This is a genomic window from Pseudomonas sp. LBUM1640 (genome assembly GCF_059716225.1).
Map to the genome: position 1 here is coordinate 5,483,378 of NZ_CP166816.1, position 12,999 is coordinate 5,496,376.

General features: G+C 60.8%; 9 protein-coding genes and 1 pseudogene. 8 read left to right on the plus strand and 2 right to left on the minus strand.

Annotated elements, in window-relative coordinates; translation table 11 throughout:
* Positions 1 to 431 precede the first annotated feature (431 nt).
* The 3 genes from ACA065_RS24285 (at position 432) to ACA065_RS24295 (ending at position 3,697) form a co-directional block, all read left to right on the plus strand.
* A complete protein-coding gene (locus tag ACA065_RS24285; RefSeq protein WP_497691858.1) occupies positions 432 to 896 on the plus strand; it encodes an LTXXQ domain protein in 465 nt (154 codons plus the stop codon).
* A gap of 67 nt (positions 897 to 963) precedes the next feature.
* Positions 964 to 2,307 (plus strand): sensor histidine kinase, encoded by a 1,344-nt coding sequence (locus ACA065_RS24290; RefSeq protein ID WP_497691859.1) that lies wholly within the window; start codon positions 964 to 966, stop codon positions 2,305 to 2,307.
* Positions 2,308 to 2,347: 40 nt separating this feature from the next.
* On the plus strand, positions 2,348 to 3,697 hold the full coding sequence (locus ACA065_RS24295; protein WP_497691860.1) for a CoA transferase: 1,350 nt from the start codon (positions 2,348 to 2,350) through the stop codon (positions 3,695 to 3,697).
* Between the two features lie 1,277 nt (positions 3,698 to 4,974).
* On the opposite strand, the gene ACA065_RS24300 is transcribed toward ACA065_RS24295, so the two are convergent.
* Positions 4,975 to 5,838, minus strand: coding sequence for a DNA-3-methyladenine glycosylase family protein (locus tag ACA065_RS24300; protein ID WP_497691861.1), 864 nt, complete (start codon positions 5,836 to 5,838; stop codon positions 4,975 to 4,977).
* Positions 5,835 to 7,262: pseudogene (gene arcD, locus ACA065_RS24305) on the minus strand (arginine-ornithine antiporter). The gene ACA065_RS24300 and the pseudogene arcD (ACA065_RS24305) overlap by 4 nt, the downstream one beginning before the upstream one ends.
* A 446-nt stretch (positions 7,263 to 7,708) precedes the next feature.
* Here arcD (ACA065_RS24305) and arcD (ACA065_RS24310) point away from each other — a divergent pair.
* From arcD (ACA065_RS24310) to ACA065_RS24330, 5 genes are all read left to right on the plus strand, one after another.
* The gene (arcD, locus tag ACA065_RS24310; RefSeq protein WP_497691862.1) at positions 7,709 to 9,136 is read left to right on the plus strand and encodes an arginine-ornithine antiporter; all 1,428 of its coding nucleotides are present in this window, start codon (positions 7,709 to 7,711) and stop codon (positions 9,134 to 9,136) included.
* Positions 9,137 to 9,160: 24 nt separating this feature from the next.
* Entirely contained in the window at positions 9,161 to 10,417 is a 1,257-nt protein-coding gene (gene arcA / locus ACA065_RS24315; RefSeq protein ID WP_497691863.1) for an arginine deiminase, read from the plus strand.
* A 69-nt stretch (positions 10,418 to 10,486) separates the two neighbouring features.
* A complete protein-coding gene (locus tag ACA065_RS24320; RefSeq protein WP_027605559.1) occupies positions 10,487 to 11,497 on the plus strand; it encodes an ornithine carbamoyltransferase in 1,011 nt (336 codons plus the stop codon).
* A gap of 137 nt (positions 11,498 to 11,634) precedes the next feature.
* Positions 11,635 to 12,564, plus strand: coding sequence for a carbamate kinase (gene arcC, locus ACA065_RS24325; RefSeq protein ID WP_497691864.1), 930 nt, complete (start codon positions 11,635 to 11,637; stop codon positions 12,562 to 12,564).
* 18 nt (positions 12,565 to 12,582) lie between these two features.
* Entirely contained in the window at positions 12,583 to 12,945 is a 363-nt protein-coding gene (locus ACA065_RS24330; RefSeq protein WP_497691865.1) for a DUF5064 family protein, read from the plus strand.
* Positions 12,946 to 12,999 lie beyond the last annotated feature (54 nt).

The following is a 12,999-nucleotide window of genomic DNA, read 5'->3' on the forward strand; positions in this document are numbered from 1 at the left end:
GTGCTGTAGATTTTGATCTTGATCTGACAGGCCCCGTTAACCACGATGGCCGCACGCAGGCTTGAATCCGTGGGTAACCCGGCAGGACGCCGGTTTAGCCGCGCTGGGCCAGGGATGGCCCATCGCGGCGACCCGCGGAACCGGGCCTTCGTTCTGGCATGCCGAGCCTAAGCGAGGCACCGAGTGGTGGGGCAAAGACCTTTTGGTTACTTTTGGCTGGGCCGGCATTCCGGGCGTTTGCCAAAAGTGACCCGCTGTAAGAGCGGAACCATAGGCGGCCGTTACCGCAGCAACGGATATGTACTCAAGTTTTGTCAGCTTCCACCAAAACTCTCTTTACCCAAGCTTTACCCACACCTGACCGCCGCTGACCTTGATCTCCGTAATCTACTCACATCCGGACTCACCGGAATAGAGACAGGAGAATCACCATGCGCAAGACCCTTATCGCTCTGATGTTCGCCACTGCCCTGCCCACCGTTGCCATGGCCGCCATGCCAGAAGGCCCAGGCCCGATGGGCGGCCCTGAAGGCCACATGATGGGTGGCCCAGGCCACGGCGGTGAACACGGTCCGCGTGGCAAAGGCGGCCCATTCAGCCAGCTCGACCTGAGCCGCGAACAGCGCGAGCAAATCGGCAAACTGATGGGCGAACAATGGCACGGCCGCAAAGAGATCGTGCGCAAGTACCTGGACAAACTGCCGGCCGCTGACCAGCAAGCCATGAAAAACGACATGGCCGCCGCCAAGCAGAAAACCCAGGCCGACATCCGCGCCGTGCTGAAACCCGATCAACAGAAGAAATTCGACGAGATCGTCAAGAAACAAGCCGAGCGCCGTGCCGAGTGGAAGGAATTCCAGGCCTGGAAAGCCCAACAGCCGCAAAAAGCGCAATAATGCGTTAGCTTCACTCCCCCAGCCCAGTGGCTCGCGCCGCTGGGCTTTTCCTGCTTGAGGGTTTCCTGTGCGTTCATTGTTCTGGCGCATCCTGGCCAGTTTCTGGTTGGCCATCGCCTTGGTTGCCGGGTTGTCGATCCTGCTTGGGCACATGCTCAACCAGGATGCCTGGATTCTCAGCCGCCACCCCGGCCTCAACAACCTGGCGCAGGAGTGGACGCAACTCTACGAAGCCCAGGGCGAGGACGCTGCCCAGGATTTGCTGCAACAACGCAAACGCCAGTACCACATCGACGTGCAGGTGCTCAATGAAAGCGGCGAGCCAGTGGTGCGCGGCACTTTCCCGCGGCGTGCTGCGGCCTTTGAGGCCCGGCAGAATGACAACAAAGACGGCCACCTGCCCTGGCGCCGCCTGACCGCCGAGTACACCAGCGAAAAAACCGGTGACACTTACCTGCTGATCTACCGCATCCCGCACCCGGAACTGGACGAATGGCACCGCAGCAGCCTGACGTGGCCGTTGAGCGCGCTGACGATTGCGCTGGTGGTGCTGACCCTGTTCAGCCTGCTGGTGACGCTGTCCATCACCCGCCCGCTGAGCCGTTTGCGTGGCGCGGTGCATGACCTCGGCCAGACCACCTACCAGCAAAACAGCCTGGCGCAACTGGCCAACCGGCGCGATGAGTTCGGCGTGCTGGCCACCGACTTCAACCGCATGGGCGCGCGTCTGCAAAGCCTGATCGGCAGCCAGCGCCAATTGCTGCGCGACGTGTCCCACGAACTGCGCTCACCGCTGGCCCGCTTGCGCATCGCCTTGGCGTTGGCCGAACGCGCCAGCCCCGAAGAGCGGGAAAAGCTCTGGCCGCGCCTGACCCGCGAATGTGATCGCCTGGAAGCCTTAATCAGCGAAATCCTGGTGCTGGCCCGCGTCGATGCCGACAACGCCAGTGCTGAAGAGGTGGACCTCAACGCGCTGCTCAAGACCCTGCAGAAAGACGCCCAGCTCGGCGCACCCGATCAGGTGGTGCAACTGACCGCCGACAACGAGCTGCAACTCAAGGGCTGGCCGACCATGATCGAGCGCGCCGTGGACAACCTGCTGCGCAACGCCCAGCGCTTTAACCCGAAAGGCCAGCCGATCGAGTTGCACGCCCATCTCCACGGTGAGCACATCATCATCAGTGTGCGTGACCATGGCCCCGGTGTTGAGGCCGAACACCTCAGCCAATTGAGCGAGCCGTTCTACCGCGCCCCCGGCCAAACCACCCAAGGCCACGGCCTGGGCCTGGCCATCGCACGGCGCGCAGCCGAACGCCATGGCGGCAGCCTGTTCCTGGCGAACCACGCCGAGGGCGGTTTTATCGCCAGCATCGACCTGCCGTTGGAGCCGGGGGTTGTCACACCGGTGTGAGGATCTTCTATAGTGGCCCTTCTCTAACGGAGGGCCTTTGATGACTGACCTGCTGACTCCCATCCAAGCCGCACTCGAACTACCGCAAGCCCCGCTGACTTTCACCGAAGCCGGCGCCCTGCCCTCGGCCTTTGCCGTGACTGAGCTGGCCAGCGCCAGCCTCGGCGCCGCTGGCCAGGCCGTCGCTCAACTTATCCAGCAACAGACCGGCCGCTTGCCCGGCGTCAGTGTGGACCGGCGCCTGGCCTCGTTCTGGTTCTCGTCCTCGCTGCGCCCGGTGGGTTGGCAAGTGCCACCGCTGTGGGACTCAGTGGCCGGTGACTACGCCAGCGCCGATGGCTGGATACGCCTGCACACCAATGCGCCACACCACCGTGCCGCCGCCGAACAGGTATTGGGCAAGGTCAATGACCGCGCCGACATGGCCAGCAACGTCGCAACCTGGAACGCCGCCGAACTGGAACAAGCGATTGTCGATGCCGGCGGCTGCGCAGCACAGATGCGTTCGTGGCAGGCCTGGCAAAGTCATCCCCAAGGGTTGGCGGTGAATGCTGAGGCGTTGGTGCAGCGTGAGGCCTTCGACACCCCCACCGACAAACCCTGGCTCGGCTCGGTGGCGCGCCCGCTGGCCGGCATCAAGGTGCTGGACCTGACCCGCGTATTGGCCGGCCCCGTGGCCAGTCGTTTCCTCGCCGGGCTCGGCGCCGATGTGCTGCGCATCGACTCACCGAGCTGGAACGAACCCGGCGTGGTGCCGGAAATGACCCTGGGCAAACGTTGCGCACGCCTCGACCTGAAAACCGCCGAAGGCCGACAGGTGTTTGAAAGCCTGCTCAAGGACGCCGACATCCTGTTCCACGGCTACCGCGCCGATGCCCTGGAGCAACTCGGCTACACCGCCGCTGAGCTGCAAACCCTCGCCCCTGGCCTGATCGACGTGAGCCTCAACGCTTACGGCTGGAGCGGCCCATGGCGTAACCGCCGCGGCTTCGACAGCCTGGTGCAAATGAGCAGCGGGATTGCCGACGCAGGCATGGCCTGGAAACAGGCGGATAAGCCGGTGCCGCTGCCACTTCAGGCGCTGGATCACGCCACCGGGTATTTGATGGCGGCCAGTGCGATTCAGGCATTGAGTGAACGCTTGAACACCGGCCGTGGTGGCTCGGCGCTTTTGTCACTGGCGCGTACGGCGAAGTTGCTGGTGGAGGCCGGGCAAGTGCCGGAGCAACCGGCGTTACGGGCTGAAGAGGCAGGTGATCAGGGCTTGGTGGTGGAGCAAACGGCCTGGGGCCAGGCCCATCGCTTGCTGGCGCCGGTGACCATCAGCGGTACGCCGCTACAGTGGGATTTGCCGGCGGGGGAATTGGGCTCGCATCGGGCTCAGTGGTGACCTGAAGATCGCTTTCGCGAGCAAGCCCGCTCCCACACTTGGCCGAGTACCGTTCAGACATCTCGGTCAACTGTGAGAGCCGGGCTTGCACGCGATGAGCATAGGTGTCTATGCAACTCTTTGTGTGGTGCTGAGCCTGTGATGGGTTTAGGTAGATTGAGTACATATCCGTTGCTGCGGTAACGGCTTCGTATGGTTCCGCTCTTACAGCGGGTCACTTTTGGCAAACGCCCCAAAAGTAACCAAAAGGTCTTTGCCCCACCACTCGGTGCCTCGCTTAGGCTCGGCATGCCCGCACTCCGGCCCGTTTCCGCGGGTCGCCGCGATGGGCCATCCATGGCCCAGCGCGGCTAAACCGGCATCCTTGCCGGTTTACCCGCTCCACCGTGCCTACGTGCGGCCATCGTGGTTAACGGGGCCTGTCAGATCAAGATCAAGATCAAGATCTACAGCACGGCGGCCTAGTAGCCGACCTGAGTGGTTGAAGCAAAAGCAGGGCAACAGCACAGCACAGCAAAAACAGATCAGAAGCAGAGCTGTTTTTCTGTGGGAGCTGGCTTGCCTGCGATGCAGACACCTCGGTACATCAGGCATACCCAGTTGATGCCTTCGCAGCGGTTCGGCGGTCCGACAAGCCAGCTCCCACCTTTGACCGAGTGCACACATCTACCTGATGTACTGAGCTCAAAATGTGGGAGCGGGCTTGCTCGCGAATGCGGTGTGTCAGTTACAAATAAACTGACTGACACTCCGCCATCGGGAGCAAGTCGAACCGTCGCACCGCACCTCCCACATTAACCCAGTTAAGTTTCCAAGATCAGGTCGGCTGTCAGGCCGCCTCGCTTTTGCTTTTGATTCAACCACTCAGGTCGGCTACTAGGCCGCCGTGCTGTAGATCTTGATCTTGATCTTGATTTTGATCTTAGGCGCCCCGTTAAACCACGCTGGCCGAACGCAGGCTTTGGAGCGGGGGTAAACCGGCAGGACGCCGGCTTAGCCGCGCTGGGCCAAGGATGGCCCATCGCGGCGGCCCCCGCTCCAAAGCCGGAGTGAGGGCATGCCGAGCCTAAGCGAGGCACCGAGTGGTGGGGCAAGAGCCCTTTTGGTTACTTTTGGGGCTCTTTTCCAAAAGTGACCCGCTGTAAGAGCGGAACCAATAGCCGCCCTAACCCAAATAACGGATATGCCCCTCAGCGGCCCCCACAACCACCACAAAACTAAATTCGTAAAAAAGATGCGTAGATACCTATGCCGCGAAGAGGCCCTGCCAGCCGCCATCAATCCACCCGGCTCAACGACGTCCACAAATGCTGCGCCGCATAAGCCCGCAACGGCCGCCACGCCTCGGCCCGCGCCAACAACTGGCGTGCACTTACCGGCCCACCTTCCAACGCCGCCAACGCATTGATCAACCCGATATCCCCCGACGCAAACGCATCCGGCTCACGCAACTGGCGCATGGCGATGTACTGCGCCGTCCAGTCGCCAATCCCCGGCAACGCCACCAACCGCGCCACGCCTTCCTTGAGGCTGGCTTTGGGCTCAAACAACTGTGGGTCATCCAGCAACGCCTGGGCCACCCCGGACAAGGTGCGGCCCCGCGCTTTGGGCATGCCCAACGTCGCCAAATCCGCTGCCGCCAAGACCTCGGGCGTCGGGAAAACATGGCTGATACCGGCGTATGGGGTTGCCAGTGCCTGGCCATACTGCGCCACCAATTTGCCCGCCAGGCGAATCGCCGCCGCCACCGTGATCTGTTGGCCCAGCACAGCGCGAATCGCCACCTCAAGGCCGTCCCAAGTCCCCGGCACGCGAAGGCCAGGGCGCGCAGCAACCCGTTGCGCCATCAACGGGTCGGCGGCCAACTGTGCATTGATCCAATCAGGCCGGGCATCCAGATCGAACATGGCCCTCAGGCGCCGCTCGATCTCGGGCAGCGCCGCTGGGTCAGGAAACTCGACGCCCACCTCCAGCCAATCGCCCGCGCCCGGCGCCACGCGGAGCCAACCGTGCTGCCCGTTCACGCTGATACTGCGCCGATACACGCCGGCCTCGACGGTCTCCAGCCCCGTGATCGCCCGCGCCGCTAAAAAAACCACCATCGCCGCCCAGTCGTAGGGCGGCCGATACGCCAGTCTCACAACGACAACACCCCGCTATACAGCCCATATGCCGCCAGCCCTGCGCCAGCGATCACGCAGCTGAAAATGCCTTTTTCCAGGTGGGTAAACAAGGGCTGGCCCTGCTCTCGCTTGGCCAGGGCAAACAGAATCACCCCAGGCGCATACAGCAGCGCCGAGAGCAGCAAGTACTTCAAACCGCCCGCGTACAGCAGCCATACCGCATAGCCGAGCGCAATCAGGCCGACCAGCAAATCCTTGTAGCGCTGGCGCTGGGCGCCCTCATAGGTTTCGCCGCGCCCGCTGAGCAGCACCGCATAGGCCGCCGACTACAGGTACGGCACCAGAATCATCGACGAGGCCAGGTAAATCAGGGTGGTGTAGGTGCTGTGGGAAAACAGCGTGATCACCAGAAAGATCTGGATCATCACGTTAGTCAGCCACAACGCGTTGACCGGCACCTGGTTGGCGTTCTCTTTTTTCAGAAACGCCGGCATGGTCTTGTCATGGGCCGTGGCGTAGAGGATTTCCGCACAGAGCAGCGCCCATGACAGCAACGCGCCGAGCAACGACACCGCCAGGCCGATGCTGATCAACATGGCGCCCCAAGGCCCGACGATATGCTCCAGCACACCCGCCAGGGACGGGTTTTGCAATTGCGCCAGTTCCGGCTGGCTCATGATCCCCAGCGACAACACATTCACCAGCACCAACAGCGCCAGCACGCCAAGAAAACCGATCACGGTGGCCCGGCCGACGTCGGAGCGCTTCTCGGCCCGCGCCGAATACACGCTGGCGCCCTCGATGCCGATAAACACGAACACAGTGACCAGCATCATGTTGCGCACCTGATCGACTACGCTACCGACCTGAGGATTACCCAGGCCCCAGATATCACGGGTAAAAATATCCGCCTTGAACGCGACGCCGGCGATCACGATAAACATTAGCAGCGGCACAATCTTCGCCACCGTAGTGATCTGGTTGATGAACGCTGCCTCCTTGATCCCGCGCAGCACCAGAAAGTGCACAGCCCACAACAACAGCGATGCGCAGCCGATGGCCACCGGCGTATTGCCCTGGCCGAACACCGGGAAAAAGTAGCCGAGGGTGCTGAACAGCAACACGAAGTAACCGACGTTGCCCATCCACGCGCTGATCCAGTAACCCCAGGCGGATGAGAACCCCATGTAATCGCCAAAACCGGCCTTGGCGTAGGCATACACCCCGGAATCCAGTTCGGGTTTGCGGTTGGCCAGGGTCTGGAACACAAAGGCCAGGGTCAGCATGCCGACGGCGGTGATCGCCCAGCCGATCAACACGGCGCCCACTTCGGCACGTGCGGCCATGTTCTGCGGCAAGGAGAAAATCCCCCCGCCGATCATCGAGCCCACCACCAGTGCGATCAGCGCACTGAGTTTGAGTTTTTGGGCCGGTTGGGACATGGACACTCCTGAATAAATAACAATTGAGCTGACAACCGTGCACTCAACTAATTAATTCAGCGAGTGTAGCGTTTATTAAAGGCAGCGATAAAACCGTCAAGCGCTTAACGTAATGTCATGACAGCTTGTAAAGTTCAGGTTTATTTAAAAATTCAATAAGGCAGGCACTTCGCCAGCCTCTAGTTATTTAGCAATCCGTCCCGAAATAGTTTGCACATTCAGCAAAAAGGGCTAGTTTCAAAGGTCCACATCACCGGACTCACTCATTAATCAAAACGCAGAGACGCTCTGGAACGCGCCTTTGCGGGGAAACGTATTGCCCAAGGGTTTCCCCCCTAAGTCATTAATTCACAATGGAATGTGCCAATGAAGTGATCTGAGTCAGCTGTTTGATTAGCGCACAGAATTATTCTGTGGTCTCTCTTCTCCTGCATTGGAGTCATGCAATGTCTGAATCTCCCGGAAAACTTCGATTAGGCGCACTGGTTGCACTGGTCGTGGGCTCAATGATTGGTGGCGGGATCTTCTCACTGCCGCAAAACATGGCCGCCAGTGCCGATGTGGGTGCAGTATTGATCGGTTGGGTGATTACCGCCATCGGCATGCTGACCCTCGCGTTCGTATTCCAGACCCTGGCCAACCGCAAACCCAACCTCGACGGCGGCGTGTACGCCTACGCCAAGGCGGGGTTCGGCGACTACATGGGCTTCTCGTCAGCCTGGGGCTACTGGATCAGCGCCTGGCTGGGCAACGTCGGCTACTTCGTGTTGCTGTTCAGCACCCTCGGTTACTTCTTCCCGGTTTTCGGTGAAGGCAACACGCCGGCTGCTGTGATTGGCGCGTCAGTGCTGCTGTGGGCCGTGCACTTTCTGGTGCTGCGCGGGATCAAGGAAGCGGCGTTCATCAACCTGGTGACCACCGTCGCCAAGATCGTGCCGCTGGTGCTGTTCGTGTTGATCGCCCTGTTCGCGTTCAAGCTGGACATCTTCACCGCTGACATCTGGGGCGTGAAAAACCCGGACCTGGGCAGCGTGATGAACCAGGTACGCAACATGATGCTGGTCACCGTGTGGGTATTTATCGGCATCGAAGGCGCGAGCATCTTCTCCTCCCGCGCGGAAAAACGCAGCGACGTGGGCAAGGCCACCGTGATCGGTTTTATCACCGTGCTGCTGTTCCTGATGCTGGTGAACGTATTGTCCCTGGGCATCATGACTCAGCCGGAATTGGCCAAGCTGCAGAACCCGTCGATGGCCGCCGTGCTTGAGCATGTGGTGGGCCACTGGGGCGCGGTGCTGATCAGCGTCGGCTTGATCATTTCCTTGCTCGGTGCACTGCTGTCGTGGGTGTTGCTGTGTGCGGAGATCATGTTCGCCGCCGCCAAGGACCACACCATGCCGGAGTTTTTGCGCCGCGAAAACGCCAACCATGTGCCGGCCAATGCCCTGTGGCTGACCAACGCGATGGTGCAGATCTTCCTGGTGATCACGCTGTTCTCCGCCAGCACTTACCTGTCGCTGATTTACCTCGCCACCTCGATGATCCTGGTGCCTTACCTGTGGTCGGCGGCCTATGCCCTGCTGCTGGCCGTGCGCGGCGAGACCTACGAAAACGCCCTGCGCGAACGCAAGAAAGACCTGTTCATCGGCGCCATCGCCTTGATCTACGCGGTCTGGTTGCTCTACGCCGGCGGCACCAAATACCTGCTGCTCTCCGCCCTGCTCTACGCCCCCGGCGTGATCCTGTTCGCCAAGGCCAAGCATGAACTGGGCAAACCGATTTTCACCCATGTCGAGAAGCTGATTTTTGCCGCAGTAGTCATTGGCGCCCTGGTGGCTGCCTATGGCCTCTACGACGGCTTCTTGACTCTGTAACTTTTGTTCACTGGAGGATCTGTAATGACCACGGAAAAAGTGAAGTACGGCGTACATTCCGAAGCCGGCAAACTGCGCAAAGTCATGGTGTGCTCCCCAGGTTTGGCCCACCAGCGGCTGACCCCCAACAACTGCGATGAACTGCTGTTCGATGACGTGCTGTGGGTGGCCCAGGCCAAGCGCGACCATTTCGACTTCGTCACCAAGATGCGCGAGCGGGACATTGATGTGCTGGAAATGCACAACCTGCTGACCGATATCGTCGCCATCCCCGAAGCGCTGGACTGGATCCTGGAGCGCAAGATCACCGCCAACACGGTTGGCCTGGGCCTGGTCGATGAAGTCAGCTCCTGGCTGCGCAGCCTGGAGCCGCGCAAGGTCGCTGAGTTCCTGATTGGCGGCGTGTCGGCCGATGACCTGCCGAGCAGCTTCGGTGGCAAAACCATCGAGATGTTCCGCGATTTCCTCGGCCACGCAAGCTTCATTCTGCCGCCGCTGCCCAACACCCAGTTCACCCGCGATACCACCTGCTGGATCTACGGCGGCGTGACGCTTAACCCGATGTACTGGCCGGCGCGACGTCAGGAAACCCTGCTGGCCTCGGCCATCTACAAATTCCACCCTGAGTTTACCAACGCAGACTTCCAGATCTGGTACGGCGACCCCGACCAGGAGCACGGTGCCGCCACGCTGGAAGGCGGCGACGTGATGCCGATTGGCAATGGTGTCGTACTGATCGGCATGGGCGAACGCTCGTCCCACCAGGCAATTGGCCAACTGGCGCGCAACCTGTTCAAAAACAAAGCCGTGGAACGCGTGATCGTTGCCGGCCTGCCGAAATCCCGCGCAGCGATGCACCTGGACACCGTGTTCAGCTTCTGCGACCGCGACCTGGTCACGATCTTCCCGGAAGTGGTCAACCAGATCATCCCCTTCACCCTGCGCCCCGATGAAAGCAAGCCACACGGCATCGATATCCAACGGGAGAAAACCAACTTTCTCGACACGGTCGCCGCAGCGCTAAACCTCAAGGCCCTGCGCGTGGTCGAGACCGGCGGCAACAGCTTCGCCGCCGAGCGCGAGCAGTGGGACGACGGCAATAACGTGGTGGCCGTAGAGCCTGGCGTGGTGATTGGTTACGACCGCAACACCTACACCAATACCCTGCTGCGCAAGGCCGGTGTGGAAGTCATCACCATCAGCGCCGGTGAACTCGGCCGTGGCCGTGGCGGCGGCCACTGCATGACCTGCCCGATCATCCGCGACCCAATCGACTACTAATTTTCAGGCCTTGGCCGCCGCCCATAAGGCGCCGGCCAAGGGGATAACCTAAACAGAAGGAGATCCACAATGGCTTTTAATATGCGCAACCGCAGCCTGCTCTCGCTGATGCACCACACTACCCGCGAGCTGCACTACCTGCTGGACCTGTCCCGCGACCTCAAACGCGCCAAATACACTGGCACCGAGCGTCCGCACCTGCAGGGCAAAAACATCGCGCTGATCTTCGAAAAAACCTCGACCCGCACCCGTTGCGCGTTCGAAGTGGCGGCCCATGATCAGGGCGCCCACGTCACCTATATCGACCCGGTGTCGTCGCAGATCGGCCACAAAGAAAGCATGAAAGACACCGCCCGCGTGTTGGGCCGCATGTTCGACGCCATCGAGTACCGTGGCTTTGAGCAGGAAATCGTCGAAGAGCTGGCCAAGTTCGCTGGCGTGCCGGTGTTCAACGGCCTCACCGCCGAATTCCACCCAACGCAAATGATCGCCGACACCCTGACCATGCGCGAGCACAGCGACAAGCCGCTGCATGACATCAGCTACGCCTACCTGGGCGACGCGCGCTACAACATGGGCAACTCGCTGCTGATGATCGGCGCCAAGCTGGGCATGGACGTGCGCATCGGCGCGCCGAAAGCGCTGTGGCCGCACGAAGATTTCATCAAGCAGTGCCAGGCCTTTGCCGAGGAAAGCGGCGCGCGTATCACCATCACTGAAGACCCGAAAGAAGCCGTGAAAGGCGTGGACTTCATCCACACCGATATCTGGGTGTCGATGGGCGAGCCGGTGGAAGCGTGGGACGAGCGTATCGAGCAACTGCTGCCGTACCAGGTCAACGCCAAGATGATGAAGGCCTCGGGCAACCCACGCGTGAAGTTCATGCACTGCTTGCCGGCGTTCCATAACAGCGAAACCAAGGTGGGCAAGGACATCGCCGCGCGTTATCCGAACCTGGCCAATGGCGTGGAAGTGACCGAAGAGGTGTTTGAGTCGCCGGCCAACATCGCCTTTGAGCAGGCGGAAAACCGCATGCATACCATCAAGGCGATTCTGGTGTCGGCGTTGGCGGATATCTAACCCTCACACTGATCGTTCCCACGCTCTGCGTGGGAATGCAGCCGGTGACGCTCTGCGTCACAAGAGCGGACGCAGAGCGTCCAGTGAGGCATTCCCACGCAGAGCGTGGGAACGATCAATTCTAGAAGGATCGCATTATGCGTATCGTCGTAGCCCTGGGCGGCAACGCCCTGCTCCGCCGTGGTGAACCCATGACCGCGGACAACCAACGCGCGAACATTCGGATCGCCACCGAACAGATCGCCAAGATCCACGCCGGCAATGAGCTGGTGATCGCCCACGGCAATGGCCCGCAGGTCGGCCTGCTGTCGTTGCAGGCCGCGGCCTACACCAGCGTGTCGCCTTACCCGCTGGACGTGCTCGGCGCCGAAACCGAAGGCATGATCGGCTACATCATCGAACAGGAACTGGGCAACCTGCTGGACTTCGAAGTGCCGTTCGCGACCTTGCTCACCCAGGTAGAAGTGGACGCCAAGGACCCGGCCTTCCAGAACCCGACCAAGCCCATCGGCCCGGTGTACTCCAAAGCCGAAGCCGAAAAACTCGCCGCCGAAAAAGGTTGGGCCATCGCCCCGGACGGCGATAAATACCGCCGCGTCGTTGCCAGCCCGCGCCCGAAACGTATCTTTGAAATCCGCCCGATCAAGTGGCTGCTGGAAAAAAGCGCGATTGTTATCTGCGCCGGTGGTGGCGGCATTCCAACGATGTATGGCGAAGACGGCAAGCTGCGCGGCATTGAAGCCGTGATCGACAAAGACCTGTGCTCCTCCTTGCTGGCCGCGCAACTGGACGCCGATTTGCTGGTGATCGCCACCGACGTCAACGCCGCCTTTATCGACTTCGGCAAGCCGAGCCAAAAAGCCATCGGCCAGGCGCACCCCGACGAAATGGAAAAGCTCGGCTTCGCCGCCGGTTCCATGGGCCCGAAGGTGCAAGCCGCTTGCGAGTTCGCCCGCCAGACTGGCAAAACCGCCGTCATCGGTTCACTCTCAGACATCGAAGCCATCGTCCAGGGCCACGCCGGTACGCGTATCAGCACGGCAAAACCTGGCATCACCTACCTGTGAAGTAGAGGAGAAACGCCTATGGCCACCTTTGAACCCGGTCACTTGCACATCGAACGTCACGCGCTCAACAAGGATGACTACAGCTACAACCTGTGCATCGACTACGAGGTCAGCCAGGATCCAAAGGAAGGCAAGGGAATGCTCTTCAAACTGCACGGTTCGGTGCAGGGCAAGGACCTCAAGGAGGAGTTCTTTTTACCCAAGGACCAGGCGTTTGATTTTGCGCGGCATGCGATGAACATCACGCATAAATACGGGATGCCCAAAATCGCGACGCTCAACGGCAAGATGCACAAACAGTACGACGAGATGTTCGAGGACGTGCGCAACCAGTTGGATGTGAAGCCCGGCGACCCGGTCAAACCCGAACACTTGGAATAAGAACAGCGCAAATCCAATGTGGGAGCAGGCTTTTGTGGCGAGGGAGCTTGCTCC

Excerpts from the sequence above, each read along its gene's own strand:
- arcD (WP_497691862.1), top strand. The coding sequence starts at position 7,709 with ATGTCTGAATCTCCCGGAAAACTTCGATTAGGCGCACTGGTTGCACTG.
- ACA065_RS24330 (WP_497691865.1), top strand. The coding sequence starts at position 12,583 with ATGGCCACCTTTGAACCCGGTCACTTGCACATCGAACGTCACGCGCTC.
- ACA065_RS24285 (WP_497691858.1), top strand. The coding sequence starts at position 432 with ATGCGCAAGACCCTTATCGCTCTGATGTTCGCCACTGCCCTGCCCACC.
- ACA065_RS24320 (WP_027605559.1), top strand. The coding sequence starts at position 10,487 with ATGGCTTTTAATATGCGCAACCGCAGCCTGCTCTCGCTGATGCACCAC.
- ACA065_RS24295 (WP_497691860.1), top strand. The coding sequence starts at position 2,348 with ATGACTGACCTGCTGACTCCCATCCAAGCCGCACTCGAACTACCGCAA.
- arcC (WP_497691864.1), top strand. The coding sequence starts at position 11,635 with ATGCGTATCGTCGTAGCCCTGGGCGGCAACGCCCTGCTCCGCCGTGGT.
- arcA (WP_497691863.1), top strand. The coding sequence starts at position 9,161 with ATGACCACGGAAAAAGTGAAGTACGGCGTACATTCCGAAGCCGGCAAA.